Source organism: Pseudomonas sp. CAM1A, assembly GCF_047501685.1.
Classification (GTDB): Bacteria; Pseudomonadota; Gammaproteobacteria; order Pseudomonadales; family Pseudomonadaceae; genus Aquipseudomonas.
In genome coordinates this window covers 24317-50775 of record NZ_JBFNXP010000008.1, presented here as the reverse complement: position 1 = coordinate 50775, position 26459 = coordinate 24317, and the positions used below count along the sequence as shown (strand labels likewise).

29 protein-coding genes, 1 tRNA gene and 1 pseudogene are annotated in these 26459 nt (G+C 59.6%); 20 read left to right on the top strand and 11 right to left on the bottom strand.

Going from position 1 to position 26459, the window contains the following annotated elements; translation table 11 throughout:
• Window positions 1-164: 164 nt before the first annotated feature.
• The 4 genes from ABZO33_RS17850 (at window position 165) to ABZO33_RS17835 (ending at window position 2763) form a co-directional block, all read left to right on the top strand.
• A complete protein-coding gene (locus tag ABZO33_RS17850; protein WP_414537091.1) occupies window positions 165-1652 on the top strand; it encodes a methylenetetrahydrofolate reductase C-terminal domain-containing protein in 1488 nt (495 codons plus the stop codon).
• Window positions 1653-1743: 91 nt separating this feature from the next.
• A complete protein-coding gene (locus ABZO33_RS17845) occupies window positions 1744-1983 on the top strand; it encodes a type II toxin-antitoxin system RelB/DinJ family antitoxin (RefSeq protein ID WP_414537090.1) in 240 nt (79 codons plus the stop codon).
• Window positions 1984-2238: 255 nt separating this feature from the next.
• Window positions 2239-2472, top strand: a complete 234-nt coding sequence (locus tag ABZO33_RS17840) for a type II toxin-antitoxin system Phd/YefM family antitoxin (protein ID WP_414537356.1) — start codon at window positions 2239-2241, stop codon at window positions 2470-2472.
• Between the two features lie 6 nt (window positions 2473-2478).
• On the top strand, window positions 2479-2763 hold the full coding sequence (locus ABZO33_RS17835) for a type II toxin-antitoxin system RelE family toxin (RefSeq protein ID WP_414537089.1): 285 nt from the start codon (window positions 2479-2481) through the stop codon (window positions 2761-2763).
• Window positions 2764-2793: 30 nt separating this feature from the next.
• On the opposite strand, the gene ABZO33_RS17830 is transcribed toward ABZO33_RS17835, so the two are convergent.
• Together ABZO33_RS17830 and ABZO33_RS17825 are read right to left on the bottom strand one after the other, a co-directional pair.
• Window positions 2794-4002 (bottom strand): ATP-binding protein, encoded by a 1209-nt coding sequence (locus ABZO33_RS17830; protein ID WP_414537088.1) that lies wholly within the window; start codon window positions 4000-4002, stop codon window positions 2794-2796.
• Window positions 3995-4807 (bottom strand): alpha/beta fold hydrolase, encoded by an 813-nt coding sequence (locus ABZO33_RS17825; RefSeq protein WP_414537087.1) that lies wholly within the window; start codon window positions 4805-4807, stop codon window positions 3995-3997. Before ABZO33_RS17825 ends, ABZO33_RS17830 begins: the two co-directional genes overlap by 8 nt.
• A 394-nt stretch (window positions 4808-5201) precedes the next feature.
• On the opposite strand from ABZO33_RS17825, the pseudogene ABZO33_RS17820 reads away from it, so the two are divergent.
• The 4 genes and pseudogenes from ABZO33_RS17820 to ABZO33_RS17805 form a co-directional block, all read left to right on the top strand.
• Window positions 5202-5462, top strand: a pseudogene (locus tag ABZO33_RS17820) (putative 2OG-Fe(II) oxygenase); the annotation flags it as partial.
• A 251-nt stretch (window positions 5463-5713) separates the two neighbouring features.
• A complete protein-coding gene (locus ABZO33_RS17815; RefSeq protein ID WP_414537086.1) occupies window positions 5714-6733 on the top strand; it encodes a hypothetical protein in 1020 nt (339 codons plus the stop codon).
• Window positions 6712-7521, top strand: a complete 810-nt coding sequence (locus ABZO33_RS17810; protein WP_414537085.1) for a hypothetical protein — start codon at window positions 6712-6714, stop codon at window positions 7519-7521. Before ABZO33_RS17815 ends, ABZO33_RS17810 begins: the two co-directional genes overlap by 22 nt.
• A gap of 47 nt (window positions 7522-7568) precedes the next feature.
• Window positions 7569-8165, top strand: coding sequence for a hypothetical protein (locus ABZO33_RS17805; RefSeq protein ID WP_414537084.1), 597 nt, complete (start codon window positions 7569-7571; stop codon window positions 8163-8165).
• Window positions 8166-8220: 55 nt separating this feature from the next.
• On the opposite strand, the gene ABZO33_RS17800 is transcribed toward ABZO33_RS17805, so the two are convergent.
• Both ABZO33_RS17800 and ABZO33_RS17795 read right to left on the bottom strand, forming a co-directional pair.
• Window positions 8221-8622 carry a helix-turn-helix domain-containing protein gene (locus ABZO33_RS17800; RefSeq protein ID WP_414537083.1) on the bottom strand — a complete coding sequence of 134 codons (402 nt, stop codon included), beginning with the start codon at window positions 8620-8622 and terminating at the stop codon, window positions 8221-8223.
• A 163-nt stretch (window positions 8623-8785) separates the two neighbouring features.
• Window positions 8786-9469 carry a hydrolase gene (locus tag ABZO33_RS17795; protein ID WP_414537082.1) on the bottom strand — a complete coding sequence of 228 codons (684 nt, stop codon included), beginning with the start codon at window positions 9467-9469 and terminating at the stop codon, window positions 8786-8788.
• A 243-nt stretch (window positions 9470-9712) separates the two neighbouring features.
• Between ABZO33_RS17795 and ABZO33_RS17790 the strand changes: the two genes are divergently transcribed.
• Window positions 9713-10174: a Rid family hydrolase gene (locus ABZO33_RS17790; protein WP_217852784.1), complete on the top strand. Its 462-nt coding sequence runs from the start codon at window positions 9713-9715 to the stop codon at window positions 10172-10174.
• Window positions 10175-10194: 20 nt separating this feature from the next.
• On the opposite strand, the gene ABZO33_RS17785 is transcribed toward ABZO33_RS17790, so the two are convergent.
• Window positions 10195-11163: a LysR family transcriptional regulator gene (locus tag ABZO33_RS17785; protein WP_414537081.1), complete on the bottom strand. Its 969-nt coding sequence runs from the start codon at window positions 11161-11163 to the stop codon at window positions 10195-10197.
• Between the two features lie 162 nt (window positions 11164-11325).
• Complete coding sequence (locus ABZO33_RS17780; RefSeq protein WP_414537355.1) at window positions 11326-11553, bottom strand: hypothetical protein; 228 nt, start codon at window positions 11551-11553, stop codon at window positions 11326-11328.
• A gap of 256 nt (window positions 11554-11809) precedes the next feature.
• Here ABZO33_RS17780 and ABZO33_RS17775 point away from each other — a divergent pair, with 256 nt between their 5' ends.
• The gene (locus ABZO33_RS17775; protein WP_414537080.1) at window positions 11810-12967 is read left to right on the top strand and encodes a DUF4062 domain-containing protein; all 1158 of its coding nucleotides are present in this window, start codon (window positions 11810-11812) and stop codon (window positions 12965-12967) included.
• 404 nt (window positions 12968-13371) lie between these two features.
• Window positions 13372-17514, top strand: coding sequence for an ATP-binding protein (locus tag ABZO33_RS17770; RefSeq protein WP_414537079.1), 4143 nt, complete (start codon window positions 13372-13374; stop codon window positions 17512-17514).
• Between the two features lie 308 nt (window positions 17515-17822).
• Here ABZO33_RS17770 and ABZO33_RS17765 read toward each other — a convergent pair whose 3' ends face one another.
• The 3 genes from ABZO33_RS17765 to ABZO33_RS17755 form a co-directional block, all read right to left on the bottom strand.
• On the bottom strand, window positions 17823-17987 hold the full coding sequence (locus tag ABZO33_RS17765) for a hypothetical protein (protein ID WP_414537078.1): 165 nt from the start codon (window positions 17985-17987) through the stop codon (window positions 17823-17825).
• Window positions 17988-18116: 129 nt separating this feature from the next.
• A tRNA-Thr gene (locus ABZO33_RS17760) sits at window positions 18117-18192 on the bottom strand.
• A 58-nt stretch (window positions 18193-18250) separates the two neighbouring features.
• Entirely contained in the window at window positions 18251-18661 is a 411-nt protein-coding gene (locus tag ABZO33_RS17755; protein ID WP_414537077.1) for a pilin, read from the bottom strand.
• A 227-nt stretch (window positions 18662-18888) separates the two neighbouring features.
• Between ABZO33_RS17755 and ABZO33_RS17750 the strand changes: the two genes are divergently transcribed.
• The 5 genes from ABZO33_RS17750 (at window position 18889) to ABZO33_RS17730 (ending at window position 22245) form a co-directional block, all read left to right on the top strand.
• Window positions 18889-20097, top strand: a complete 1209-nt coding sequence (locus tag ABZO33_RS17750) for a type II secretion system F family protein (protein WP_414537076.1) — start codon at window positions 18889-18891, stop codon at window positions 20095-20097.
• A gap of 2 nt (window positions 20098-20099) precedes the next feature.
• Window positions 20100-20966, top strand: coding sequence for a prepilin peptidase (locus ABZO33_RS17745; RefSeq protein ID WP_414537075.1), 867 nt, complete (start codon window positions 20100-20102; stop codon window positions 20964-20966).
• On the top strand, window positions 20966-21589 hold the full coding sequence (gene coaE, locus ABZO33_RS17740) for a dephospho-CoA kinase (protein ID WP_414537074.1): 624 nt from the start codon (window positions 20966-20968) through the stop codon (window positions 21587-21589). The genes ABZO33_RS17745 and coaE overlap by 1 nt, the downstream gene beginning before the upstream one ends.
• Window positions 21586-21786: a DNA gyrase inhibitor YacG gene (yacG, locus tag ABZO33_RS17735; RefSeq protein ID WP_217852761.1), complete on the top strand. Its 201-nt coding sequence runs from the start codon at window positions 21586-21588 to the stop codon at window positions 21784-21786. The genes coaE and yacG overlap by 4 nt, the downstream gene beginning before the upstream one ends.
• A gap of 210 nt (window positions 21787-21996) precedes the next feature.
• Window positions 21997-22245: a hypothetical protein gene (locus ABZO33_RS17730; protein ID WP_414537073.1), complete on the top strand. Its 249-nt coding sequence runs from the start codon at window positions 21997-21999 to the stop codon at window positions 22243-22245.
• A gap of 171 nt (window positions 22246-22416) precedes the next feature.
• On the opposite strand, the gene ABZO33_RS17725 is transcribed toward ABZO33_RS17730, so the two are convergent.
• Window positions 22417-23124, bottom strand: coding sequence for an energy-coupling factor ABC transporter permease (locus ABZO33_RS17725; protein WP_414537072.1), 708 nt, complete (start codon window positions 23122-23124; stop codon window positions 22417-22419).
• Between the two features lie 86 nt (window positions 23125-23210).
• Between ABZO33_RS17725 and ABZO33_RS17720 the strand changes: the two genes are divergently transcribed.
• The 4 genes from ABZO33_RS17720 to ABZO33_RS17705 all read left to right on the top strand — a co-directional run bounded on the left by ABZO33_RS17720 (window position 23211) and on the right by ABZO33_RS17705 (window position 26013).
• Window positions 23211-23642 carry a hypothetical protein gene (locus tag ABZO33_RS17720; RefSeq protein WP_414537071.1) on the top strand — a complete coding sequence of 144 codons (432 nt, stop codon included), beginning with the start codon at window positions 23211-23213 and terminating at the stop codon, window positions 23640-23642.
• A 55-nt stretch (window positions 23643-23697) separates the two neighbouring features.
• Window positions 23698-24327 (top strand): DUF1780 domain-containing protein, encoded by a 630-nt coding sequence (locus ABZO33_RS17715; RefSeq protein WP_038706811.1) that lies wholly within the window; start codon window positions 23698-23700, stop codon window positions 24325-24327.
• A gap of 132 nt (window positions 24328-24459) precedes the next feature.
• Complete coding sequence (locus ABZO33_RS17710) at window positions 24460-24633, top strand: DUF3094 family protein (RefSeq protein ID WP_023631877.1); 174 nt, start codon at window positions 24460-24462, stop codon at window positions 24631-24633.
• Window positions 24634-24717: 84 nt separating this feature from the next.
• The gene (locus tag ABZO33_RS17705; protein ID WP_414537070.1) at window positions 24718-26013 is read left to right on the top strand and encodes an NAD(P)/FAD-dependent oxidoreductase; all 1296 of its coding nucleotides are present in this window, start codon (window positions 24718-24720) and stop codon (window positions 26011-26013) included.
• 69 nt (window positions 26014-26082) lie between these two features.
• Here the strand turns inward: ABZO33_RS17705 and ABZO33_RS17700 are convergent, their stop codons facing one another.
• A complete protein-coding gene (locus tag ABZO33_RS17700; protein WP_414537069.1) occupies window positions 26083-26421 on the bottom strand; it encodes a hypothetical protein in 339 nt (112 codons plus the stop codon).
• Window positions 26422-26459: the final 38 nt, after the last annotated feature.

Sequence of the window (26459 nt, the reverse complement as noted above, 5' to 3'; positions counted from 1 at the left end):
CTGTGATGAGCCCTTCGGGCGCCATCGCGGGGCAAGCCCGCGATGACGTCGGCCCAGGCATCCTGAATGTCTCAATCAACACACTCCCCCGCGCAATCAGACATGCCAAAGCCGCCCACCTGTCGCACACTGCCACCCTGCCCCAACCCGGTAGCCCACACGCCATGAGCCTGCTGAAAACGACCCTGGACGCCAACGCCTTCGCCTGCATCCTGGAGTTCGTGCCCAAGCCCAGCGCGGAGCGTTTCGCCACCCTCGGCACCCTCATGGCCCGCACCCAGCTGTGCGGCTGGCCGCTGACCGTGGCCATCGGCGACCGCGTCGGCAGCGCCCTGGACATGTCGCCGCTGGAGGCCTTCAACAGCCTCGCCGAGCCCGTGCCTGCGCTGCTGCACTTTTCAGGCAAGGACCGCGAACGCCGCGAGTTGCTCGCGCAATTGCAACGCATGGACGCCGCCGGCCTCGACCAGCTCCTGCTGCTGACCGGCGACCGCCTGCCCGGCCACAACCCGGGCGAGCGCCCGGTGCGCTACCTGGAATCCGTCGCCGCCCTGCAGATCGTTCGCCAGACCCGCCCGCACTGGCTGCTGGCCGCCGCACTCAACCCGTTCAAGTACCAGGAAGCCGAAGGCGGCGCACAGTACTGCAAAGCGGAAAAGAAACTCGCCGCCGGCGCCGACCTGTTCATCCTGCAGCTCGGTTTCGATATCGACAAACACCAGGAAGCCTTCGACTGGATGCAGCGCCAACCCCGGCCCAAGCCGCTGATGGCCTGCATCATGGCACTGACCGAAGGCCGCGCCGGGATGCTCGATCACGTTGCCGGGGTGACCGTCACGCCGTCGATGCGGGCGCTGCTAGCCGCCGAAACGGCGGTGTCCAAGGCCTACGCCAAGGCACGCGCCAACCATCGCCTGGCCTTGCAGGTGATCGGCCTGAAGTTGATGGGCTATGCCGGCGTGCACTTGTCCGGCATCCATGAAGTGGCGCAGTTCGAAGCGCTGGAGCAGGCCATCAGTGCGCTGCAACCGCAGTTCACCTCACTGCAGGACTGGGCCCCGGCCTGGGAAGCGGCCTGGCAGGAAGCGGACCTTGCGCCGGTCACCTTCCATCCACAGGGGCACGCCTGGCGCCTCGGGCAACGGCAGATCACCGCCTCGAACAAGGAAAAAGCCCGCTATCACCTGCTCTCGGCGATGCACCATCAGCTGTTCAGCCGCACCACGGCCTTGAGCAAGGCCTTTGGCTGGGCCGTGACCCGGCCACTGTGGGCCAACCCCACGGCGGCGCAGTGGTTGCATCAGCTGGAGCGGCGTATCAAACGCCCGATGGTGGGCTGCGATACCTGTGGCAGTTGCCGCCTGGAAGACACGCTCTACATCTGCCCCGAGACCTGCCCCAAAGGCCTGGCAAACGGGCCGTGCGGCGGCACCAGCCTGGACCGTTGCGAGTTTGGTGATCGGGAATGCGTGCACAGTGCCAAGTACCGACTGGCGGTGAGCGTGGGCAGGACCGAGGTATTGCGTGAGCGGTTGATTCCCTGTGTGCAGGTGGAGCACCGGCAGCGCAGTTCGTGGCCGGGGTGGTTCGAAGCGGCCCCCTCGAAATCGCCCTCCCGGCAGCCCGACGTCGCTGCGGAGTTCAACGAGTAATACGCCTGTCGGTAATCTCGTTGCCACGCTTGCCCAACAGACTGCCTTGCCTCACCGTACAGACAACTGTCATTACAAAGAGACTGCAAGCATGGCGTCCATCAATGTGCGTATCGACGACGACCTCAAGGTGCGCGCCTACCGTGAGCTGGAAAAGCTGGGTGTAACCCCTTCCGAGCTGATGCGCCAAGCGCTGCAATATGTTGCTGAGCGCGGGCAACTGCCTTTTAAACCCGTGTTGCTGACCGAAGAAGACGAAGCATTGCTCGCCACGGTACGCGAACGCCTGGCCACGCCGCAGAGGGTCAGGGTAACGCTGGATGAGCTCTAAAGGACGCGATAAGGGCGCAAGATACATCCCGCAAACGTCCCGATGAGGCCAAGCACTGCCCAAACCCGGACAATAGCCTGCAAGCCCACAACGTACCTTCAACACCTACACCAGCCGTTTGTCATACGTATAAATATGCGCATTGATATACGCATAATTAAGCGTACCATTCACTCACTTATCGTGTGTGAAGCCGAGGAGCTGCAAATGACTGGCCTACTGACCCGAGCTGAACAGGCAGTGTCCGCCACCACCATGGCCCGGACGTTTGGCGCACGCTTGAAGGAAGTGACCAGCGGGGATGCCACTCACCTGGTCATTTTCAAAGACAACGAACCCGCCGCGGTCCTGATGGGCGTGCAAGCCTACCAGGCCATGCTGGACGAGCTCGCCGACCTGCGTGCCGAACGTCTCGCCACCGAGCGCCTGCGCAGCCTCAATGAAGAACACACCGTGAGCCTGGAGGACATGGAGGCTCGCTTCAGGTAGAAGCACATGGTCTGGACTGTCAGGTTTCATCCCGAGGTAGAAGACGATCTCCTGCAGCTTGGGCGCGCCGAAGCTCATCGGGTCCTTAAAGTCGTACGCGAGCGCATCGCCCAAGGTGAACCCGACAAGCTCGGCAAACCACTCAGGGGTACGCTTGCAGGATGCCGACGACTACGGACCGGGGATATACGTATCGTCTATCGCATCAACGGTACCGAAGTCGTGCTGGTGCTCTGCATTGGCGCCAGGCGCGATGACGAGGTGTATGACGCTGCCAATCGCCGTATATGAGCCCTGCAAGAGCAGCAAGAACGGGGCAGATTACTGTTCCTGCCCGTCAACGGCGGCAACAGTGCCGGGCAAGGCCCCCCTGGCCGGCAACCAAACGGTGAAGGTAGTGCCATAGGTCGTATCCGAGCGCACGCCAATCCTGCCACCGTGCGCCTCGGCAATCTGCTTGACGATGAACAAGCCCAAGCCCACCGAACGCAGCGGATCCTCGCGCTCGCTGCCCCGCGTCATCGGCTCGAACAGCGTCGGGATCAACGTCTCGGCAATGGCCGGCCCGTGATTGTGAACGCTCAAGGTGGCGCCTTCATCCGCCAGGTCGGTGGTCACGGTGATCGGCAAGCCCAGGTCGCCATAGGCCACGCTGTTGGCGACCAGGTTGCCGAGCATCTGCTGCAAGCGGTCCTGGTCCACCTCAAAGGTGCCATGGCCTCGCGATAGATGGCGAATACCGGCCTGGGCGAAGGCCACCCTGAGCTCGCTCACGCACTGCTCCACCACCTGGCGCAGGTCGACCTGCTCGCGCCTGACACGGATGCCCTGGCCCAGGCGCACCGAGGCGAAGTCCAGCAGGTCGACGATCATGCGCTGGGCCCGGTCGGCCGAACTGTCGATGCTGCCCAGCAAGCGGCGCGCCCTGTCGGAGCCAGCATCGCGCGCGAGCAGCTGGGTGGCCATCTTGATCGCCGTCATGGGGTTTTTCAGGTCGTGGCTGGCAATGGCGACCATCTGCTCGGCCAGCACCGCACGGCGCTGGGCGTTTTCGTAGGCCGCGGCCAGCTCGGCCTGGGCCCGGTGCAAGGCGGCCTCTGCCCGGACCTTCTGCGCCAGCAGCTCCTCGGCACGCTGCATGGCCTCGAACACCGCCCGCTCGTTGCGGTCACGGGCCGTGGTGGCGACCAGCGCCAGGTGGTAGCGCACACCCTCGGTGGTTTCCCGGCGCACGCCGTTGAGCAGCATCGAAAGCACATGCCCCTCGCGATGGCGCAGCTCGAGCTTCACTTCCGACACCGAGCCCTGCTGGTTCAGCAACGGGCCCCAGTGGGTGAGCTGGAAGACCCGCCCCGCCGCCGTCAGCAATTGATCGAAACTGCGCTCGTGCAAGCCCGCGCGGTCATAGCCCAGCCAGTTGCTGAACGTCTGGTTGCAGCGCAACAGCGTGCCATCCACGGCCATGACCACCAGGGCGCAGGGCGCGTGCTCGAAAAACGACTCACTGAACAGCAGCGCGGTGTCATCCATGACCAAACCCATAGTGAGCGAAAAAAGCATCCAGCGCCGCCGAGCACGCGCCCGGGGCGCTCAACTGCGGGTAATGGCCCATGTTGTCGATCAGGCTCAGCTGGCTTGCGGGCATGACCCTGTGCAGGTACTCACCCACGGCAACCGGCACTACCGGGTCGCCCGTGCATTGCACGATCAGCGTCGGCACCTGCAGGCCGCTGACATCCTCGCGATGGTCCGAAAGGAAGATGACCCGGGCGAAATGCCGGGCGACCTGCGCATCGGTGCGGCAGAAGCTGCTGGTGAGCGCCTCCTGCAACTCCGGCTGCCCCGGCACGCCCATCAACACCGGGGCCATGGTGCTGGACCAGCCGAGGTAGTTGTCGTCCAGGGTGGCGAGCAGGGCATGGATTTCATCCGGCGAAAAGCCACCGGTGTAACCCCCTGCATCGACGTAGCACGGCGAGCCGCCAATCATCACCAGGCCGGCGATGCGCCCTGGCCGCTGACGCTCCGCCAGGGCGCCGATCATCGCGCTCACCGAGTGCCCCACAACGATCACCGGCCCCTGGGCATAGGCATCGACAAGCTCGTTGAGATCCGACGCATAGCCCCAGAGCGAAGCGTACTTGTCGCGCTCATAGGCCGCAGGGTCTGACAGGCCGGCGCCCACCAGATCGTAGGTAATCACCCGAAAGCGCGTGATGAGATGCGGCAGCAGGAACCTCCACATCGACTGATCGCAACCGAAGCCATGGGACAAGATCAAGGTGGCACTGCCGTTGCCAGCGACATGCACGTTGTTACGCTTTTGCAGGGTCATACCTATCCCGATGTCGTGCGACGTTGTGCTGAGCAGTGCCGAGCGGTCCATGCTGCTGGTGAGAATAGTCGAGCTAAGGCGGAGGCCTGGGGCCGGCAGGGTCTGGCCGGCCCATGCAGGACAAGTGCGCCATGCTCGATGTCAGTGGCGCACCCGGCGATTCAAAGGTGATCTGGTGGACACCATACGCGATAAGGTGGCCAAAAGTACGAATTTTGCAGCCTATCGCCCCTCGTCAGCACCCCAGGAGTCGCAAGCGATCACCCAGCCTTGCAGGCTGCGCTGGCGTGGGCGCGGGCTTGCCCCGCGATAGCCGGTCGGCAACACCAACCGCTGACCACACCTGGAGAGCACCACCGATGCCGTTGAAACTTTTTAACAATCATTAGCAATGTTCATAAAGTTGGGTGGCCGAGAGGACGACCCCGCCGTTGGCGGCGACCTCGAGTTCATCGACCCACGCGGCATGGTCGCCTCCACCTACAACCCGGCGCTGCGCATGCGCGTCGAAGACTGCCTGGCGGTCGGGTTCAGCAGCACCTGCGCGGCGCGCAGCGGCACATTCATCATGTTCCCCTCGTGGCTGATGCATGCGGTACGGCGCTTCGAAGGTAACCGCCCGCGGATCTCCATTGCGTTCAACTTTGGGCTTTGAGCGGTTGTGGGGCTGGCGTGGTGGGCGTAGGAAAAAACGCCCAAGTAACCGCCGCGTTCTGAATACGCTGGACCGCGGCTAGCGCACCCGCAGCTATGACGCCAAGCCGTGGCTGAAGAACGTTTCGCAAACGGTAGAGAAGTTCGTCACCCTTTCCGCTCGGCGAATCGCCACCTGCTAACCATTTTTTTGATTTGTTAACTACTCAGGTTTACAGTTCAAAAAATGACTTAACACGGTACACCCTCGGCATGGCCAACCCACAAAAGGAAACCCGGCGCTACCTTGAGTCAGTCCTCGGTGTACCCACTCACCTGAAGCCGGTATCCCCCAGGCTCCCCTACCATCTTCTGGACGCCTACACCTGCTTCGAACTCACCCTCGAGTTCAAGCCGTCGCCGCTGCCCTTGTTGCTGCTCTTCCCCACCACTGCAACCTACCCAGGTGCAGTTACCCTCACCAAGCACACCGCGCAGATAAGCAAGGCCACCGATGCCACGCCCATTTACGTCTGTCAGGTATTGTCCCCAGCCGACCGCCGCAGCCTGATCAGCCATCAGCTCAATTTCATCCAGCCTGGCTATCAGTTGTTCATCCCCGAGCTGGCCATGGACCTGCGCGAACGTGTCCGCCAACGCCGCGAGCAGGCTGCCATCAGCGCACTGCCCCCTGCTGCCCAGGCGATGTTGCTTGCCCGCCTCTATCGAGGTGAGATCAACGACACGCCACTCCCGGCCAGCGCACTCCTGGGTGACCTGAACTACAGCCGTGTGACCCTCTCAAAGGTCGTGGAGCAACTGCTTCAGACTGGCCTGCTGATCGCCAGCCAACCCAAAGGCGCGGTGCAGGCCTATGCCTTCAGCGCCAGCGCGCCCGAGCTGTTCAAACAGGCTCGGCCTTACCTGCGCTCCCCGGTGAAACGTAAAGTCGCAATTTCTGCCGAACCACCTCTCGGCCAGGGTGCTTTCCTGGCCGGAGAAACCGCCCTGGCCAGCCAGACGCTCCTGGCCGCGACCGCGCAGCCCGTCTACGGCATGACCAAACGGAGTTTTGATGCGCTGCTTGCCGATGGCTCGCTGCGCCTCAGCCAATCGGTGGACGATACCCGGGCGTGGGTGGAAATCTGGGCTTACGACACCCTCGATTCATCCGGCAACCGTGCTGATGCAGCTTCCCTGCTCCTGAGCCTGGACAATAGCCAGGATGAGCGCGTCCAGATGGCGCTCGATGAACTCAGGGAGCGGGTGAAATGGTTGGGGTCAGGGGACTAACGCTTTTCGGGCAGCACTTCAGCCACTATTGCGATCAGTACGTGCTGATTGGTGGGGTGGCTTCCTCACTTGTGATGGGCGAGGCCGGTGTCTCATTCAGGACCACCAAGGACCTCGATATCGTTCTGATCATCGAAGCGCTGGACAGCCAGTTCGTCGCGGCGTTCTGGGCATTCGTCCACAGCGGTGGCTACCAGGTCCGCCAAGCCAGCTCCGCACACCCAGTGTTCTATCGATTCCAGAACCCCACGGACGAAACCTACCCCGCGCAGCTCGAACTGTTCTCGCGAACGCCCGACGAGCTCGACCACCCCGAGCACGCCACACTGACTCCAATCCCCACCGACGAATCCGTCTCAAGCCTCTCGGCAATCCTGCTCGATGAAGGCTATTACGCCTTTCTGCTCGAAGGTCGCCGGCAGAACGACACACTCTCGTACATCGGTGGAGACCGCCTGATTCCTTTCAAGGCCAAGGCTTGGCTGGACCTCTCGGCGCGCAAGTCTGCGGGAGAGCATGTCGACTCACGAAACATCCGTAAGCACCGCAATGACATTGTGATGCTGACGGGGTTATTGACGAGTGAGGTGGTGAGTTTGCCAACGGGGATTGCCAACGACATGGCCCGGTTTCTGAGGTGCTTGGCTGAGGAAGATCTGAACTTGAAAGCCATGGGCGTGAGGGGCTCTCGGGAATCGATCATTGAACGCCTGGCACTGACATTTGGTATCTATCTACCCGCCCAGCATCGCCAGTGTGATTCATATGCATCACCAAAGAATGTATAAAGCGCCAGCAACCCGCGCCCCCGACGTCTACCAAAGGAAACCCCGTCATGCTTCGGCTCTTGATGCCAGCCCTGCTCCTGGCCCTTGCCGGCTGCGCCACCAAGCCACCCGCCAACCCCGACAACCTCTGCGAGATCTTCCGCGAGAAGCCGAAATGGCACGAGGCGGCGTTGAAGATGCAGGCGCGCTGGGGTGCGCCGGTGCAGGTGCCGATGGCGATGATGTACCAGGAGTCCTCGTTCAAGCACGACGCCCTGCCGCCGCGCTATTACTTCCTCGGCTTCATCCCCTGGGGCCGGGTCAGTACCGCCTACGGCTATGCCCAGGCCAAGGACGAGACCTGGGCCGACTACAAGCGCGATGCCGGCGGCTGGGGCGCCGCCCGCGACGACTTCGCCGACGCCCTCGACTTCATGGGCTGGTACATGCAGAAGAGCCAGCAGGTGAATGGCACGTCCAAGTGGGACGCCTATGGCCAGTACCTGAATTACCACGAAGGCTGGGGCGGCTACCGCAACCGCAGCTACGACGCCAAGCCGTGGCTGAAGAACGTTTCGCAGAAGGTCCAGGCCCGCGCCTCGGTGTTCGGGGCGCAGTATCGCAGTTGCGAGCAGGAACTCGCGCGGGGTGGCTGGTTCTGGTAGGGCCGCCTGGCAAGCCATCGTCATGGAGCCTGCCGTTCGCCGGCAGGGTTACACCTCAGGCAACGACCGGAATCGGGCCGGTGGCTTGTTGCTGCCAAGCCTTCGGTGTCATGCCTTCAGCCTTCACGAAGGTGCGGCAGAAGTGAGATTGATCGCAGAAGCCGCATTCCAGTGCGATCTCTGCGAGCAACATCGTGGAAGTCTTCAATAGCTCCCTGCTCTTCATCACCCGCTGTTCACGCAACCATTGTTGCGGGGACATCCGGGTACTTTCCTTGAACATGCGTGAGAAGTGACTGCGCGACAATGCACACGCCTCGGCGATTTCAGTCACTGACAGGCAGGTATCCAGCCTGTCCAGCATCAGCTGTTTGGCCGTTCTCAACTGCCAGGATTTGAGCTGCCCTGTCGAAGCCAGGGTGAGCGTCGCCAGCACGGTGGAGTTGTCCTTGTTCATACACACCCATCAATCCAGGTAGCAGGATGCGAGCGCCTGACCCGAGCAGCGCTGGCCGCTGGAGACCGCAGAGGTTCCAGGCCAGGCTCGTTGATTCGGATCAGCCGACCGCGCACCCTTCGCACGTCAGTGAACAGCCCCCAGGGCAGGGGCTGGCGATGGCTCAGACAGCAGCGACAGGCGCCAAGGTGGGGCCATGCTGAACGCGCTCAGGCGCCTTGTGCACCATGGTGTAGGCGTAGTCGACGCCCATGCCATAGGCACCGGAGTGTTCCTTGACCAGCTCCATCACGGCGTCGTAGGTGTCGCGGTTCTTCCAGTCCCGCTGCCATTCCAGCAACACCTGCTGCCAGGTCACCGGGACCACGCCGGCCTGGATCATGCGCTGCATGGCGTAATCGTGGGCTTCCTTGGTGGTGCCACCGGAGGCGTCGGCGACCATGTAGATTTCATAGCCGGCATCGTTCATTGCCGACAGGGCGAAGGTGGCGTTGCAGACCTCGGTCCACAAGCCGGAGACGATGATCTTGTTGCGGCCATTGCGCTTGAGTGCGTCGCGCACCTTCTGGTCATCCCAGGAGTTCATCGAGGTGCGCTCCAGCAGCGGCGCGTCGGGGAACACCGCGAGCAGCTCTGGGTAGGTGTGGCCTGAGAAGCTTTGCGTCTCGACCGTGGTGAAGGTGGTGGGGATATTGAAAATCTTCGCGGCCTTGGCCAGGCCAACGGTGTTGTTCTTCAGTGTTTGCCGGTCGATGCTCTGAACACCGAAGGCCATCTGCGGCTGCTGGTCGATGAAGATCAGTTGGCTGTTGAGCGGGGTCAGGACTTCAGTCTTAGGATTGCTCATTGTTGTTTCCTTTCAGTTTGATGAAGTTCGATCGCACCCGTTGCAGGCATTACCGTCGCCACGAGTGCTCGCCTCAGCGTCGTTGCTTGAGGACGAGCAAAAGATAACGAAACAAAGCGCCTGCCGGTGGCGCACTTTTGCGCCCTTACCGGCTTATTTTTGCGCCATTGAATACGCGGTCGCGCTGCTAGCATTCGCCGTTCCATTCGGACTAAGCCGGTCCGTCATGTGCAGGAGAATGCAATGGCAGCTTCACAACCGTTCAACAAGCAGACCGCCTACTGGGGCGTTGCCTGGGAGGAGGCGTATGGCTATCCGCAGGCACGGCGGGTAGGCAACGAGATCTACGTATCAGGCCAGTTCAACCATGACGAGGCCGGCAACCTGGTAGCCCCGGCGCCGCTGAACGCCGATGGCAAGCCCAGTGATTTCTCGTCGATGGGCGAGCAGATGCAGGTCGCCTACGACAACATCTCAAAGCTGCTCGCCTTGTATGGCGCGACGCTACAAGACGTTGTCGAGGAAACGCTTTATGTACTGGACATGGACGCTGCCTTCGCGGTGGTCGGCAAAGTGCGCAAGGCGGCCTACGGCACTGAGCGGCCGCAGTGCGCGAGCAATATCATTGGGGTATCGAGGCTTGCCCAGCGACCGCAATTGATCGAGATCGCCTGCAAGGCCGTGATTGGCGCACGGGACATCTAAGCTGCACTCCCGGTTGCCATCTAGGCGACCAGGAGTACCGACTGCCCCTCGACCAAGGGCTTTTGACTGGCCACGGCAGCGGCGCAGAAAGTCATGAATGCTTTGACGCGCCACGACTTGCGAATGTCCTGGTGCGTCAGCAGCCACAACTCGTCCTGAAGCTCTGGCACCACCGGGCCTGCGCGCACCAACCCCGGGGTGATGTCACCCAACATGCAGGGCAGGAATCCAAACCCCAGGCCCGCCGCGATGGCAACACTTGCGGCTGCAACCGAGTCGGTACGGTAGGCAATGCGCTCCGCGGCTACCCTGCTTTCGACATAGCGTGTCGCCCTCAACCCGCTGAGCGCTGCCGAGTAGGACACCCATGCCTGCCCCTCCTCGAACAGGGGCTCGCCAGTCATCTGCTTGGCGCTGCAGTAAGGTGCCCAGGCAATGTTCGCCAGTTTACGGCCCACCAGGCTTTCTGCAGGTTTTCTCGTCGCGCGAATGGCGATATCCGACTCGTCCCGGGCGAGGCTGAGGGTTTCATTGCCCACCAGCACCTCGATGCTGATCCCCTCGTTCAGGGCCTTGAAGTCCGCGATGATGGGGGTGAAGAAGTACAGCAGCAGCGAGTCGCTGGTGGTAATGCGAAGTTTCCCCAGGGGGCCTTGGCCTGAACGTGAAACACGCCGCGTGACGCTGACGATATCCAGCTCCACGCGCTCGGCGAGTGCGCGCAATTCCGCGCCCTCGGCGGTGAGCAGATAGCCTGACTTGCGGTGGTCGAACAGCGCGATGCCGAGCGTTCGCTCGACCTGGGCAACCCGGCGCGAAACGGTGGAGACATTGATGCCAAGCTTCTTGGCCGTAGCCGCACGATTGCCGCAATCACTGAGCGTCTTGATGATGCGCAAGTCGTCCCACGAGAGCTGATTGACAGCCTCGGCGACGTCCCACTTCGGCCCATCAGCGGCAGTTGGCGCTTTTCCAGTTGGCGATTTCACACAGTTCGTTCCGGATGCGAAGGCGCTGATGATACGAGAAGGGGGGTGGGTGAAGCAGCCATATTGTTCTGGCGATGGTTGAAAACCGGGCGGTGCAAGTGGCGGCCGATCAGGGCACGCCACGCAATGGGGCCGCAAAGCGGCCCACGATGATGCGCGGCATCAGTCTTCGGAAACACTCTCGTCTTTCATCGCCTCCAGCTTGCCGAACTGCTCACTGGCCAACCGGCTGATGATCCGGATCGCCTGGTGGATGCCCGCTGTGTTGCGGAAGCTCAGTTGCGGGTTGTGCTCGCACTCCAGCACTTCGTCATGCTGGACCAGTGCTTCGCCGAGCAGTTCGAGGGTCCAGACGTAGCTTTGGAGGGTGGATAGCCATCGCCGCAGCAGCTACGAATGCTACCCCGTATTACGCACCGTAAGGCCAACCCGCCAGAAGCCGCGCGCCTAGCAATGTGCTGTGGTTCCGCGCTAACGCTACGACCCCGCAAGCCAGTGGCATCGCCCGCGCTAGTCCGCTGACGGCGATGCCTACGACTTTACTTTTCGTTCAGAGCCTAAGCCATCTGGACTTAGTAGTCGCTTGATGGCAAATTGAGATCAGACTCTGTACGTTGTTTATTTTATAAAGGTGTCAAGGGAAAAGATGGCCAAACCTCGAGTTTTTATTTCATCGACGTGTTTTGATTTAGGGCTGCTGAGGTCGGAGCTGCGACCTTTCATCTCGATGTATGGTTACGAACCAATAATGAGTGAATATTCGGACATATTATATGATCCGCGCTCTCATACTCATGTTAGCTGCGTTAATGAGGTAGTAAATTGTGATGTTTTGGTCCTGATTTTGGGTCAGAGATTTGGCGGAGCTGCTGTGGATGCAGCTCTTGAGTGCCTTGACTTTGATGCGTTAGCAAAGACAAGCAATAGTTCAACCTTGTTTGAGCCCGGCGAATCAAAGTTCTCAATCACGCAGCTTGAGGTCTTAAAGGCGATTGAGAATGGCATCCCTATTTATGCTTTCGTCGATGAAAAGGTATATCATGACCATCTCGTTTATGAGAAAAACAAAAGCAACAAGGATGTTATTGATAAGATTAAGTTCCCTTCAATCCAAAAAAACGAGACTGCAAAATACATTTTTGAATTCATTAATTATCTAGGGCACAGAGTACAAAACAATAGCATTGCGCCATTTGCCAGATTAGAAGATATTCGTAACAATTTGACTGCTCAATGGGCTCACTTGTTTCAGCGATTACTTTTTGAAAGTAAAGAGCGCTTGAACGAAGTGAAACGATACCAGGATTTCTCAGAGCGTCTGGAGGACTTAAAAACCGCTGTGCTAGCCTCCATTGCAACCCCGGATACCCGTGATATTGCGAAGGCTGCGGTTCAATTTCGGCATGTGGTGACATTCATCTGGGCTCTGCCAATGGAAGATCACATCAAGGTTCTCAATGAGGCGCGTGCTTGGAGCGAGGTCCTTGAATCTGCAGGCATTACCGATGTTAAGGTTGTAGGTGCAGGTAAGGGGCTTTGGAATCGTAGAGCTGTATGCCTACTGCGCGTTGATCGTGCCTACTACGAATACCAGTACAGTATTCGAGGGTATGAGAGGCTTGAAGATGAATGGAATGAATTCGTAAATCTCAAAAAAGACGTGCGGGAGGCTATATCTGAAGCGTTTGTCGATGATAATGACCGCTCGAGATTGCTGAAGCTGTATGAGGGCCCATTCGAGGATGTTGTTGACTCTGAAGATGTCCAAGATTTCGGTAGCTTTGTAAAAGGATCTGTTTGGTAGCGCAAGTTTTATGCTATCCAGGGATGAATGCACCCCATATGTATTTTGCAATACAACAACCCTTCAATTAGTTCCAATTACTGAATGCTTGAGGAAAAAGGGGGACGGATTTATTTTCATCAGAAGCCGCAAAAATGAATCCGTCCTCTTTTTTGATTGAGAGACCTTTCCTTAACGGTAGATTCAGAATCGCCTGTTTAAGCCTTTGACCCTTAAACTCCGCTGTAGCCGCTCTCGACCCAGAGCACTCCTCAGCGAAGGGGCGCTTGGGGCGAAAGCGGTCTTTTAAGAAGCGCAGGAATCGACTCCAAGGGTCAAAAAACTGGCAACAATTGCCTAAAGTCATTTTTCAGATATCAGTACAATATCTTGTGGGAACGGAACTATCAGAGGGAGCAGCACGTATGCCAACGATCGACTTCACCAATATCCGCAGCGCTCCAAAAAGCAAAAATGACAGTTTTGAAGCCTTATCTGTGCAGCTCTTCCGCTTCAGTTGCGAGGCTCCGGAGGGTTCAGGCTTCTATAGCCTCCGGGGTGATGGCGGAGATGGTGGTGTTGAGGCATATTTTCGCGCACCAGATGGGAACGTTTTTGGTGTACAGGCAAAGTACTTTTTCCAACTTGGCCCTAAAGAGCTAGGACAAATAACGAAATCGGTCACAGCAGCCCGCCTGAATCATCCATCCCTTTCAGAATACTGGATCTACATTCCATTCGATCTTACCGGGAAAGTCGCGGGAGGCTTGCGTGGGCAAGGAGAGGTCGAGAGATTTGAAAGTTGGAAAGAGGAGCTAGAACAGCGAACCGATACTGAAGGTCATCGCGTCAAAATCAATTTGTGTAGCGCTACAGTGATGCGTGAACAGCTCCAGCGATTGGATACACATGGAGGAGTCCGTCGTTACTGGTTTGATGATTCTGTACTTACTCCAGTTCAGGTTCAGCAATGCCTTGACCAAGCTCGTGAGTTTGCTGGCCCCCGATATATGGGTCAATTAGACGTTGTAACCGATGCCCATGACATCTTAGATTTCTTCGGTGGTACTGCTGATTTTTCAAACTGGCGACGCCAGACATTTTCCCCGGTCATTCGTGAGTTAACATCACTGCGCGGACGCACGGAGGACGTTTTCGATCTGTTCGACGACGACAAAAAAGCAGAAGCCGTACGCTTGCTTGCACAATTGTCGTCGCAGTTAACTGAGGCTCGGGAGTCCGAGAAGCCAGAGCAGGCAGTCACCCAGGCGTTGAAAACGGTTATTCAGCTACAACCCATTTTGCTCACAGCAAAGGAGCGTCAAGAGGCGGCGTTTGCTCAGCAACATGGAGTCGAGAGTGATACCCCAAGTTTTCGGCAGTTCAATGCTGAGTACATGTGCGCTTTTCCCGCCGGGGCTATGGACTCTGCAAGAGAGCTTTTCCTGCTTAACCAATCTGTGGAAAAGATTCTGACCTGCCCCCAAATGAGCGTCACAGAGGGTAATTCGTTGCTTCTCGTTGGACCGGCAGGTGTCGGAAAAACCCACGCAATAGTCAGCGCGGCGTATCGGCGTTTCGCCGAAGGTGGTATGTCTCTTGTGGTGTTTGGCGACGATTTCGACGGTGGCGAGCCGTGGGAAACCATTCGAAGCAAGCTCGGCTTTGGTGCCCAAATTGGGCGTAATGATTTGTTCCAATGTTTGAGCGCGTCCGCCGAGCACGCAGACTTACCGTTTGTGATTTACATTGATGCACTGAACGAAAGTCGGGCTGCTGCCCGTTGGAAAGCAAAACTTCCCGAACTGATTCAGCAATGCAAGCCATACATTGGAGTAAAAATCTGCGTATCTGCCCGTGATACCTATAAAGACTTGGTAACTGATTCCAGATTTCCAGGCTACGCATTTGAGCATCGAGGATTTAACGGACAAGGAGTTGAAGCTCTCCAAGCGTTCGCAAATTTTTATGGACTTGACTCGGAAATCACTCCTCTTTTTTCGGAGGAGTTAAGCAATCCGTTATTCCTCCATTTGGCATGCAAAACCTTGCAGGAAGAAGGAAGTAAGACCCTCGATGTATCCTTGCCGGGCTTTTCTGCTTTGCTCGAACGGCACCTCAAACATAGCAACGCCGCGGTCAAGGAACGCCTTGGCTATTCAAGTCCAAAAAATTTGATTCGCCAATCGATGCTGATTCTGGCGCAAAGGCTTACGAGTGCATCAGCAAGCGATCGGCTTTGGGAGTCCTGCGCTGCCGGCCTTCGTGACGTAGTAGGGCCGGAACTCACGCCCGAAGTATTTATTCGAGAGCTTCAGCGTGAAGGCCTGGTCATACTCACTGAAGGAAGCGATGACAATTGGACGGTCAGGCTTGGATACGAGCGATATGGCGACGTCCTTCGCGCCATTGCACTGGTAGATGGTCACACACATGAGTCTGGTGAACTCGATGTGAAAAGATTAGGTATCAGCTTGGTCTCGCTGCCGCCTGAGGACAGAGGCTTGTTGGAAGTACTCGCGGCGGTACTTCCCGAGAGAACGGGAATTGAAATTGTCAATCCTGATATAGGATTGGAGGCGGAACTTGCCAACCGATTGTTCGTTCACGGGTTAGCGTGGCGCTCCAGCAAAAGTTTTGAAAAAAACTCTCTGAAAGATGAAATCTTTGCAGCACTGAAGGTCCCAGGACTTTGGGAGGATATTTACGAAGTCTTTGTGAAAGTCAGCTTGGTGCCTAATCACCGCTTGAACGCAGAGCTATGGTTGGACAAGTTTTTAATTCGCCAGCCCTTGGTAAATAGGGATGTCTACTTATCACGCGCAGCATTCAAGTCATACGACAATAATGGTGCGGTCAAGTCCCTGCTCAATGCCTCTCTGACCGCTGACATTATGCGATGGCCCAGTGAAAGCCGACGATTAGCTACCATTGTTCTTGGGTGGCTGACGTCTTGCGCGGACCGTCGCGTTCGTGATCAAGCAGCGAAAGGACTGGTGCGCTTGATAGTGGCGGATCCTGCGCTCTCAGCCGGATTAGCTGGAAATTTTCTGGATTCCGATGATGATTACATTCTTGAGAGTGTGACTGAGGCAATATACAGCGCATGCTTGATCGCACGCGAGCAGCGTCCCTCATTCATTCCAGCCCTCAGGGTAGTGGTCTCTCACGGATACGACCGAGCCAATGTGATCATTCGGGATTCGATTCGGATGTTTGCGGAGTTACTCAAAGATCACGGTATTGATGAGCCGCTAAGAGAGCGGTTGAGGTACTTCCCAAGTAAAAGTCCAGTCATAAAAGCATGGCCGACGCTAGTGGATGCCAAACCACTTCTCGACCTGCAGCATCTTCCCTCAGATATGAAACTTTGGGGCTCAAATATTGGGCCTGATTTTTGGCGGTATCAGGTGGAGGGAAAGGTCTCAGGGTTTGATCTGAAGGCTGCTTCGGTATCGAAGGAAAACATTGCCTGCTGGATTATGGTCGAGGCCTTGAAGCTCGGGTTTCCTGGCTACAAGGGAGGGGCACTGAATTATGATCGGGCTTTGAATAGTGAGTTCGGCTCCGGCCGTGCTCGAGCGGGCTATGCCGAACGGCTGGGCAAAAAATACTATTGGATCTCACTCAATCGACTGCTCGGGATCCTTTCAGATCACATTCCGCCGTGTGCGTCATATCAGGGCACTGTGCCTGGACCAGATCATTACTGGTCAGTGGATGTGCGAAAGCGTGATTTAACCGACATGAGAGATGTGGTCTCTGAGAGAACCTATCCCGACAGTATCCTGCGCCGGCGCGAGTACGTTTTCCCTTCTCATGAAAGCGATGTCAAAAAATGGGTTAAGACCGATGATTTCGTGACGCACGAGACCAGCTTATTTTGCACAGATGCCAATGGTGTAGTGTGGATTGCTCTTCAGCGTAATGAAGCAGCCAACGATTTGGGTGAGAATGATTCGTGGACAACTCCGTATCTTTCATTTGATGTTTTCTACACGTCAGTATTAGCGGATGAAGAGATTTTCGGTACGAAATCTTACGATCGCATCGACCGTGCTTTCTCTGATAATACGAGCTGCTACAGGAGCTTTCTAGGGGAGTACCCGGATGGATCTGCTTTTAGTCAGCTTGTAGAAGAAGGTTCGACAGACATCCAATGTGACGGGCTGACACGCACAATGGTGACATTGAGTCGGGGCGGCGAATGGGAGTATGAATTTACATCTGAGACTGATCAGCCAAGCCTAGATGTGCCCTGCCAAGATCTTGTTAAGGCATTGGGTCTCATATGGGACCAGCAACGCGGGTGGCTGGATGAGGCAGGTAGTCTCGTCGCCTTCACATCAGGTCCCTATCGTAACAACGCATTGTTTATACGCAAATCGGCACTGGATTGTTTTCTGGAAGAAACAGGAAGGAGTCTGCTGTATAGGCGATTCGCAAATCGCGGTTTTATTGACCAGCGAGGCGACACTGGCTCACAAATAGACCTTCGTACCTACCTTACATACATTCCAAAAGAAGGCGTGATTGTGGTGCATGAGGAGTCGGAATTATTCGAGTGATGGCTCATTTTTTGGGCGTTGTCCTACCGCATAGGTCAGAGTCTAAAAAGTGCATTAATTGGCCCGCGACCAGCCAACGAAAATGATCAATCTTCAACCGGGGCGGGCCATACATGAACACGGTTTTGACTAGTGGAAAGGTTGACAGATTTATTTTCTGACGGGGCAGGGGTAGAAGCATATGACTGAATGGTTTCAGCCATAACTCCATTGTGCAATCAGCACCACAGCCACCACATGGACTACCCTTGGCTCCTTTCCAAAGAAAAGCCCGCCTTTTAGCCTGGCTTCGTGTAACGCATTTTTGATCACACGCTCTTTTCTTGGGCTGCTCCCATGATTTCGTTCTGTCGCTTAGTGGCTTCAACCAGTACGGCTGTGTAAACGCGCTTCTTCTCGCCAGCTTTCGCATTGCGAATGAACTCAGCGAAGGGACTTTTGCCCTTCTCAGAACACGACTTGAACGGATTCATGGATACCCCCTCCCCAAGCGTAGCGACCAGCCACTCGCAGGCAAAACGCCTTGCCCGACCTAAAAAGCAAAAAACCGCCCGAAGGCGGTTCATCTGCCCGATAGGTTAACTGAACACTATCGACATTTCTGGTGCCGGAGACAGGAATCGAACCTGCGACCTTCGCGTTACGAGTGCGCTGCTCTACCGACTGAGCTACACCGGCGTGTTGCGCAACGTACCATTGCCGTGTCCGTTACGCAAACCCCTGTTTCACCTCACTTTCACGGCGCCTTGCAGCCATTCGGCGCGAGGTCTTCCTCCACCGTGGTCACGCACGTCCACCCGGCTTGGGTGCGGGCCAGGGTCACGGTCTTGCCCAGCACATTGGCCGGTGCATCGGCCAGGGTGCAGGCGATGCTGGCGGTGCCGTCGGCCGCCGTGCCGCTGGCAGTGATCGCGCAGTGGGCGGTGGTGGGCTGGCCGCCGAGGCTGGCGACGTCGGGCACGTCCTTGCCTTCGTTCAGGCGGATGTCCATCGGCGTTTTCAGCGCGGAGATTTCCAGCAGCGCAGCGGCGGCTTTGGCCCGGGCCTGGTGGTTGGTGTACATGGGGATGGCGATGGTCGCCAGGATGCCGATGATCGCGACGACGATCATCAGTTCGATCAGGGTGATACCTCGTTGCCCTTTCATGAACGGTCTTCCTTCGTAATACATGGAGGCGCGGTCGGCGCATTGCATCTTGGGTTGCGCCCCGGCCGGCAGGCGCGCAGTAGGCCTGAACCGACACCTTTTGTCACCCCTGCACCGCAGGGCGTCATCTTCGCTGAACTACTCTAGTGAGCGTCATGGAAACGCGCCCGGCCTCGGGCCCGGCAAGCTGTTACGGGGCTTGTCGCCGCACTGCAAAGGACCTTCGCATGCCACCGTCTACCCGCCTCTACGCCTGGGAGGGCATCGATGCCTCCGGCGCTCGTCAACACGGCCAGCAACCGGGGCGCAGCCCGGCGTTCGTGCAGGCGTGGCTGCAACGCCAGGGCATCCGGGCCACGCGGGTGCGGCTGGCGGGTGGGTTGCAGTGGCGTTGGCCGCAGCGGGCGGGCAAGGCGGATGCGCCGGGGTTCAGCCGGCAACTGGCGACCTTGCTGACGGCGGGGGTGCCGTTGTTGCAGGCGTTCGAGGTGATGGCACGCAGCACGGTGGACAGTGGCATGGCGGCGTTGCTGGCGCGGTTGAAACAGGATGTGGCGGCTGGGCTTGGGCTGGCGGAGGCGTTGCAGCGCCACCCGGCCTGGTTCGATGCGCTGTACTGCAACCTGGTGCGGGTAGGCGAGCAGTCGGGCACGCTGGACCGGCAGCTGGAGCAGATGGCGGGGATGCTGGAGAAGCGCCAGGCACTGCGGCAGAAGGTGCGCAAGGCGATGCTGTATCCGGCGCTGTTGCTGCTGACCGGGCTCGGGGTGGCGGCGTTATTGCTGCTGGAGGTGGTGCCGCGGTTTCAGGGGCTGTTTGCCAGTTTCGACAAGGCGTTGCCGGCGTTTACGCAGTGGGTGATCGATTTATCCACAGGGCTGGGCAATCACGTGGGGTGGCTGGTGCTGTTGATAACTGTGTTGGGGGTTGGCGGGCGGGAGGTTTATCGGCGGCATCTGCCGGCGTGCCTGTGGATAGTGCGCTGGGGGCTGCGGGTGCCGGTGGTCGGCACCTTGCTCGGGCAGGCGGCGTTGGCGCGGTTTGCGCGCAGCCTGGCGACTTCCTATAAGGCGGGCGTGGCGTTGCTGGATGCGCTGGCAACGGTGGCGCCGGTCAGTGGCAACTGCCTGCATGAGCGGGCGATCCTGGCGTTGCGCCAGGGCGTGGCCAATGGGGCAAGCCTGCAACAGGCGATGGAGGCGGACGGGCTGTTCCCGCCGCTGCTGCGCCAGCTGGTGGCGGTCGGCGAGGCCAGCGGTACCCTCGACACCATGCTGGACAAGGCCGCGCTACATTACGAAGAACAGGTGAGCCAGGCGCTGGAGCAGTTGACCACGCTGCTGGAGCCGGCCATCGTGCTGATCCTCGGGCTGCTGGTGGGGGGCCTTGTCGTGGCGATGTACTTGCCGATCTTCCAGTTGGGTAGCCTGATCTGAACATGAATGCCTGGGCCGTAATCGTCGATCATCCGCTGTTCTTTTATGCCCTGGCCGCGGTGCTGGGGTTGCTGGTGGGCAGTTTTCTCAATGTGCTGGCGTACCGACTGCCGGTGATGCTCGAGCGCCAGTGGCAGCGGGAGGCGCAGGAGGTGCTGGGGCTGGCGCAGGCCGAGCACGAGCGTTTCGACCTGTGTTTGCCGGCGTCGCGCTGCCCGCATTGCCAGCGCCCGATCCGGGCGTGGGAAAACATTCCGCTGTTGAGTTACCTGGCCTTGCGCGGACGTTGCGCGGGGTGCAAGGCGCGGATCAGTGTGCGTTATCCACTGGTGGAGCTGGCCACTGCCCTGCTGTCGCTGTTGGTGGCCTGGCATTTCGGGCCGGGCGTGGAAGCGCTGGCGGTGCTGCTGCTGACCTGGGGGCTGATCGGCTTGAGCCTGATCGATGCCGAGCACCAGTTGCTGCCGGATGTGCTGGTGCTGCCGCTGTTGTGGCTGGGGCTGGTTGTCAATTCCTTCGGGCTGCTGGTGCCGCTGGCCGATGCGGTATGGGGCGCGGTGGCGGGTTACCTGAGCCTGTGGACGGTGTACTGGCTGTTCAAGCTGGCGACCGGCAAGGAGGGCATGGGCTTTGGCGACTTCAAGCTGCTGGCCATGCTGGGTGCCTGGGGCGGTTGGCAGGTCTTGCCGCTGACCTTGATGCTGGCCTCTCTGGTTGGGGCGTTGATCGGGCTGACGCTGGTGCGGCTTAAGCGCACGCAAATGGGCGCTGCGCTGCCTTTCGGGCCTTATCTGGCCATTGCGGGGTGGATCGCCGTGCTCTGGGGTGATGAAATAGTCGCCTCTTACCTGCAACTGCTTGGAACCTGATGAGCACAGCGCCCTTCACTCCCTGGATTCTTGGCCTGACCGGCGGCATCGGCAGCGGCAAGAGCGCCGCCGCCGAGCGCTTCGTCGAGCTGGGCGTGCATCTGGTCGATGCCGACCAGGCTGCACGCTGGGTCGTCGAGCCGGGCCGCCCTGCCCTGGCCAGCATCGTCGAGCGCTTTGGCCCGGGCGTATTGCTCGACGACGGCCAACTCGACCGTGGCGCCCTGCGCCAGCTGATCTTCGCCGACCCTGCGCACCGCCAATGGCTGGAGCAGCTGCTGCACCCACTGATCGGCCAGGAGATCTTCAGCTACCTGGCCAAGGCCGAGACGCCCTACGCGGTGTATGTCTCGCCGCTGCTGATCGAGTCGGGGCAGTACCAGAAGACCCATCGCATCCTGGTGATCGATGCCCCTGCCGAGCTGCAGGTGCAACGCACCCTGGCGCGCGACAACACCAGCCCGGAACAGGTGCAGGCGATTCTCAAGGCCCAGCTGGCCCGGGAAGAGCGCCTGCGCCATGCCGATGACGTGGTGGTCAACGACCGTGACCTGCAATCGCTGCACGACGAGATCGACCGCCTGCACCACTTTTACCTGACTTTGCGAGGAGGCCAGCCATGAGCCAGCCGATGACCGTTGATTGCCCGACCTGTGGCGCGCCTGTGGAATGGGGGGACAAGAGCCCGTTCCGGCCGTTCTGCTCGGACCGCTGCAAGTTGATCGACCTTGGGGCCTGGGCGGCCGAGGAGCACAAGATCGCAGGGGCGGAAGAGTCCGAGGATGAGCTGTATTCGGGGGATCTGGAGCCGCGGCACTAAGCTGGGCTTGGTGGTGTGAGTAGCACCGCAATCGCGGGGCAAGCCTGCTCCCACGCCGGTCGTCCTTTAGCTGGAAGGCCGGCGTTCAAGCCTCAGACATTTCTTACCTGTTAATCAGACCGCGCGGAATAGGCGCTCGCCCTGTCCATTGGCATCGTTCGATGCACCAGCCATCCTCCTTGCTGCTGGTTCTCCGAGCAGGACGCCAACATGCCAGAACTGTATTTCATCGCTTACGGATTGGCAGCAGGCGTACTGCTCGACTGGCTGTGCCGCCCTAAAGTTTTGCGAAGGGCTGTGTACATCATATTCATGGTGGTCGGCATCACCACTTGCTCCCAACTGGGCGAACAGCAAGTGCTGCAGCTCGATGGCGGACTGTGGGGGATGTTGTTCATGCTTGTTGGCCAGCGCCTGCTGTTCAAACGCTCACGCTATTTTCGTGATGATGCTGATTGAGAAACGACAGGCCCAGACCACTCAATCGCGGGGTAAGCCCGCTCCCACGCCAACCCTCGCCCACGCGTCATCCATCGATATCGATACGAGCGTAGGTGAAGGTTATCGTGAAGGAAACAGCGTGGGAGCGGGCTTGCCCCGCGATCACCGGCGAAGCCGGTGCCATTCACATCATTTCTCTTCATCCTTCCACGGCGCCTGCAGATAGCGGCTGCGGTTGAAGGTCTCCAGCCACTCCGGGCAGAACACCACCAGGGCACTGATCACCGTGCCATTGATGAACGCCTCGGGAAACATCATCAGCCACACGTAGCCGACAAAGTCGCTGAGCCACTCCGGCATGGCAAACCGCTCGTCCATCCACAACAACCCCAACCCGGCCGCCAGGCATACCAGCACGGTCAGCGCGGCGGGGAAGAACCCGCAACAGAAGATGTACACGAACAGATTACGCGGCTGGGCACGCTCGACCAGGATCGCGCACACCTCGGTGACCAGCACCGGCAAGCCGACGATCAGCAGGCCGTTGACGCCGATCGCGGCGAGGTCCTGGCGGCCCAGCAGCAACAGGCCGAGCTGGGCGAGAAAGCCGCCGAGGACTGCCAGCGGCCAGTCCAGCAGCAAGGTCACGGCGGTCATGCCGATGAAGTGGTACGACACCCCAGTATCGAAATCGCGCCGCACCAGCCACAACACGAACAGGCAGAACACCGTGCCAAACAGCAGGTGCTGGCGGCGAGTATCGGTGAACAGCTCCACCCAGCGGGTACGGCTGGCGGCCCAGATCAGCAGGGGCACGTAACCTATCCAGCCAAGGGTAAGGCTGGTGCTGGACAAGACCTGTGCGCTGATCACCTGAGCAATATCCCTGTCGGCCATGTGGACAAGCCTGAGTCTACACCCATTCTCCCTTGCCACCGGTTGCTATAGGCTGGTGCCTCCTTTCGATGCAGGACGCGTCCGCCATGCCTGAAGGACTTAACCTGCCACTGCTGCTCGGCGCGGCGTTCAGCGCCATCGCCGGCGTGCTGCATTTGGCGGTGATCGCTGTTGGCCCGCGCTGGTACCGCTTGTTCGGCGCCGGCGAGCGCATGGCCAGGGCGGCAGAGCAAGGGCGCGCCTACCCGGCCCTGGTTACCGCGGCGATCGCGGCGGTACTGCTCGTTTGGTCGGCCTATGCCTTGTCGGTGGCTGGGCTGATGCGCCCGTTGCCTTTGCTGTTGCCGGTGATCTGCCTGATCACCCTGGTGTACCTGGCGCGGGGCCTGCTGGGGCCATTGGTGCTGGCCGGCACCGGGCGCAGTCGGCGGTTTATCGCAGTCAGTTCGGCCATTTGCCTGGGCGGTGGGCTGCTGCATCTGCTGGGGGTGGTGCAGCAATGGCTGGTGCTGGGCTGATTCCCACGCACAAACAGCATCTTACCGTCATCAATTAGCGACTAAGCTTGTCCCCATGGATGACTCAGACTACCTGCGCCTGCTTACCATCCAGGCCGAGCAAGCCAATGCGTTCCTGTCCAATGCCCGCAAATGGGAGCGTGAGCGTTGGGTCTGCCAGCGCCTGCTGCAAGGGTTGAACATTCCCTACCGCAGCGAGGACTTCACCCCGGCCGGGCAGGAGCCGCCGGACGTGCTGTTCCGCGACGCGGCGTTCGAGGTGTTTTTCGTGCTCGACGAGGGTCGCCGGCTCAACGACGAGTGGCGCGAGGAGCTGCAACGGCGGCGCAGTGCGTTTTCCCTGGCCCAGCTGGTGCGCCGCGAGCAGCGGCCCCGGCGGATCAGCGCCCAGGAGCTGCTGGCGCGTTTGGCACCCACCCTGCGCAAGAAATCGCACAACTACCGTGAGCGCGGGCTGGACCTGAGCGAGCTGGACATCATCGCCTTCGCCAGCCTCAAGCGCGAAGTGCTCGACCTCAACAGCCATTTCCCGCCGCCCACCGAATACCTGCGCCAAGGCTGGCGGTCGTTGTCGCTGGTGGGGCCGACCTTTGCCCGGGTGCTGTTCGCCCACCCGGATGCGCCGGATTTCCTGCGCGGCAACCTGGGGCGCAGCATCGTGTTCGATGTAGGCATCAGTCTTTGATCCAGTGCCGGGTGTGTTTGCGATCACGTACACTCGGCGCCAGGGATAGAAAGCATTATCATTCGACCCATGCGTTTGCGTGACCGCTGTGGCGTACACGCAGTCACGAACGTCTATCTGACGAGGCCCACCATGACCAGCCGCCTGAATCCCGAAGATCAGCGTCGCGTCGATGAGTATCTGAGCGCCCCCCAGCATCAAGTCGAGCGCCGGCCCTTCCGGCCATGGCTGCTCCTGTTGCTGGTGGTGGCCGTGACCATCGGTCTGGGCCTGTTGAGCCGCCTGCTGAGTGGACTGGTGCTATGAGCTGCCTTGCGCTCGCCCGCCCCTCATGCCGGGTACGGCCGGACCTTGTGTCCACGAATTCCGTAAAACTTGTGAGATATCCCCATGACTCATCGCATCGTGATTGTCGGCGGCGGCGCCGGCGGCCTGGAACTGGCGACCCGCCTGGGTAAAAGCCTGGGCAAGCGCAAACAGGCCGAGATCACCCTGGTTGATGCCAACCTGACGCACATCTGGAAGCCACTGCTGCACGAAGTGGCGGCCGGCTCGTTGAACTCCTCGGAAGACGAACTGAACTACGTGGCCCAGGCCAAGTGGAACCACTTCAACTTCCAGATGGGCCGCATGAGTGGCCTGGACCGCGAGAGCAAACTGATCCAGCTGGCCGCGACCCTCGACGACGAGGGCCGCGAGCTGCTGCCTGCGCGCACCATCGGCTACGACACCCTGGTGATCGCCGTGGGCAGCAACACCAACGACTTCGGCACCCTGGGCGCGGCGCAGCACTGCCTGTTCCTCGACAGCCGCAAGCAGGCCGAGCGCTTCCACCAGCAGCTGCTCAACCACTACCTGCGTGCCCACGCGGGCGACGTGGCCAGCGAGCAGATCAGCGTGGCCATCGTTGGTGCCGGCGCCACCGGCGTGGAGCTGGCGGCCGAGCTGCACAACGCCGCCCATGAGCTGGCGGCCTACGGCCTGGACAAGATCCAGCCGAAAGACATGCACATCACCATCATTGAAGCCGGCCCGCGTGTATTGCCAGCGCTGCCGGAGCGCATCAGCGTGCCGGTGCACAAAACCCTGGAAAAACTCGGGGTAACAGTGATGACCAATGCCGCGGTCAGCGAAGTGACCGCCGATGGCCTGAAGACCGCCTCGGGCGAAGTGATCCAGGCCAGCCTGAAAGTGTGGGCGGCTGGCATTCGCGCGCCGGGCTTCCTCAAGGATATCGATGGCCTGGAGACCAACCGCATCAACCAGCTGGTTGTGCGCCCGACCTTGCAGACCACCCTGGACGACAACATCTTCGCCTTCGGCGACTGCGCCGCCTGCCCGCAGCCGGGCAGCGACCGCAACGTGCCGCCACGGGCCCAGGCCGCGCACCAGCAGGCGTCCTTGCTGGCCAAGAGCCTGAAGGCGCGCCTGGAGAACAAGGCGCTGCCGACCTACGAGTACAAGGACTACGGCTCGCTGGTGTCGCTGTCGCGCTTCTCGGCGGTGGGTAACTTGATGGGTAACCTGATGGGCAGCGTCAAGCTGGAGGGCTGGCTGGCGCGGATGTTCTATGTGTCGCTGTACCGGATGCACCAGATGGCGCTGTATGGGTTCTTCCGCACGGCGATGATGATGCTGGGCAGCAAGATTGGCCGCGGGACCGAGCCGCGGCTCAAGCTGCATTGATAAAAAAGCCTGGCAGCGCACTCAGCGCTGCCAGGCTTTCATTTGCCGGATTTGAACGGGGTCAGCGCGCTATCTGGAAACAACTTGGCGCGGCTTGACAATGTCGATCCGCACATCCTGTTCCGACATCTCAGCCATGACCTGGGAAAGCTCGAGGATAGGCACAACCGCCTCTACCGTCTGCCCAGACACCGACAGGCTGCCTTTTATCAGCTCAGCTCCGTGAATGGCCAGCCGCTGCTCCAGCTCCTGCTGCCAATCGACCAGCCTGGAACGCAAGTCCTCACGCGTCAGGACCTTGCCAACCTGTCGGCACTGCGCGGTCACCCTGACAGCCTCGGCGCCGCCTGAAGTGTGCTCGGTCAGGCCCAATTGGCGCAGTTTCTCCACCTCTCGCATTTCCAGCATGAGCTCACACCTCACACATCAGTATTACCATTAACCAT

Bases quoted from the DNA above. Each gene is read 5' to 3' on its own strand.
- ABZO33_RS17850 (WP_414537091.1), top strand. From the start codon at position 165: ATGAGCCTGCTGAAAACGACCCTGGACGCCAACGCCTTCGCCTGCATC.
- ABZO33_RS17845 (WP_414537090.1), top strand. From the start codon at position 1,744: ATGGCGTCCATCAATGTGCGTATCGACGACGACCTCAAGGTGCGCGCC.
- ABZO33_RS17840 (WP_414537356.1), top strand. From the start codon at position 2,239: ATGGCCCGGACGTTTGGCGCACGCTTGAAGGAAGTGACCAGCGGGGAT.
- ABZO33_RS17835 (WP_414537089.1), top strand. From the start codon at position 2,479: ATGGTCTGGACTGTCAGGTTTCATCCCGAGGTAGAAGACGATCTCCTG.
- ABZO33_RS17830 (WP_414537088.1), bottom strand. From the start codon at position 4,002: ATGGATGACACCGCGCTGCTGTTCAGTGAGTCGTTTTTCGAGCACGCG.
- ABZO33_RS17825 (WP_414537087.1), bottom strand. From the start codon at position 4,807: ATGACCCTGCAAAAGCGTAACAACGTGCATGTCGCTGGCAACGGCAGT.
- ABZO33_RS17815 (WP_414537086.1), top strand. From the start codon at position 5,714: ATGGCCAACCCACAAAAGGAAACCCGGCGCTACCTTGAGTCAGTCCTC.
- ABZO33_RS17810 (WP_414537085.1), top strand. From the start codon at position 6,712: ATGGTTGGGGTCAGGGGACTAACGCTTTTCGGGCAGCACTTCAGCCAC.
- ABZO33_RS17805 (WP_414537084.1), top strand. From the start codon at position 7,569: ATGCTTCGGCTCTTGATGCCAGCCCTGCTCCTGGCCCTTGCCGGCTGC.
- ABZO33_RS17800 (WP_414537083.1), bottom strand. From the start codon at position 8,622: ATGAACAAGGACAACTCCACCGTGCTGGCGACGCTCACCCTGGCTTCG.
- ABZO33_RS17795 (WP_414537082.1), bottom strand. From the start codon at position 9,469: ATGAGCAATCCTAAGACTGAAGTCCTGACCCCGCTCAACAGCCAACTG.
- ABZO33_RS17790 (WP_217852784.1), top strand. From the start codon at position 9,713: ATGGCAGCTTCACAACCGTTCAACAAGCAGACCGCCTACTGGGGCGTT.
- ABZO33_RS17775 (WP_414537080.1), top strand. From the start codon at position 11,810: ATGGCCAAACCTCGAGTTTTTATTTCATCGACGTGTTTTGATTTAGGG.
- ABZO33_RS17770 (WP_414537079.1), top strand. From the start codon at position 13,372: ATGCCAACGATCGACTTCACCAATATCCGCAGCGCTCCAAAAAGCAAA.
- ABZO33_RS17765 (WP_414537078.1), bottom strand. From the start codon at position 17,987: ATGAATCCGTTCAAGTCGTGTTCTGAGAAGGGCAAAAGTCCCTTCGCT.
- ABZO33_RS17755 (WP_414537077.1), bottom strand. From the start codon at position 18,661: ATGAAAGGGCAACGAGGTATCACCCTGATCGAACTGATGATCGTCGTC.
- ABZO33_RS17750 (WP_414537076.1), top strand. From the start codon at position 18,889: ATGCCACCGTCTACCCGCCTCTACGCCTGGGAGGGCATCGATGCCTCC.
- ABZO33_RS17745 (WP_414537075.1), top strand. From the start codon at position 20,100: ATGAATGCCTGGGCCGTAATCGTCGATCATCCGCTGTTCTTTTATGCC.
- coaE (WP_414537074.1), top strand. From the start codon at position 20,966: ATGAGCACAGCGCCCTTCACTCCCTGGATTCTTGGCCTGACCGGCGGC.
- yacG (WP_217852761.1), top strand. From the start codon at position 21,586: ATGAGCCAGCCGATGACCGTTGATTGCCCGACCTGTGGCGCGCCTGTG.
- ABZO33_RS17730 (WP_414537073.1), top strand. From the start codon at position 21,997: ATGCCAGAACTGTATTTCATCGCTTACGGATTGGCAGCAGGCGTACTG.
- ABZO33_RS17725 (WP_414537072.1), bottom strand. From the start codon at position 23,124: ATGGCCGACAGGGATATTGCTCAGGTGATCAGCGCACAGGTCTTGTCC.
- ABZO33_RS17720 (WP_414537071.1), top strand. From the start codon at position 23,211: ATGCCTGAAGGACTTAACCTGCCACTGCTGCTCGGCGCGGCGTTCAGC.
- ABZO33_RS17715 (WP_038706811.1), top strand. From the start codon at position 23,698: ATGGATGACTCAGACTACCTGCGCCTGCTTACCATCCAGGCCGAGCAA.
- ABZO33_RS17710 (WP_023631877.1), top strand. From the start codon at position 24,460: ATGACCAGCCGCCTGAATCCCGAAGATCAGCGTCGCGTCGATGAGTAT.
- ABZO33_RS17705 (WP_414537070.1), top strand. From the start codon at position 24,718: ATGACTCATCGCATCGTGATTGTCGGCGGCGGCGCCGGCGGCCTGGAA.
- ABZO33_RS17700 (WP_414537069.1), bottom strand. From the start codon at position 26,421: ATGCTGGAAATGCGAGAGGTGGAGAAACTGCGCCAATTGGGCCTGACC.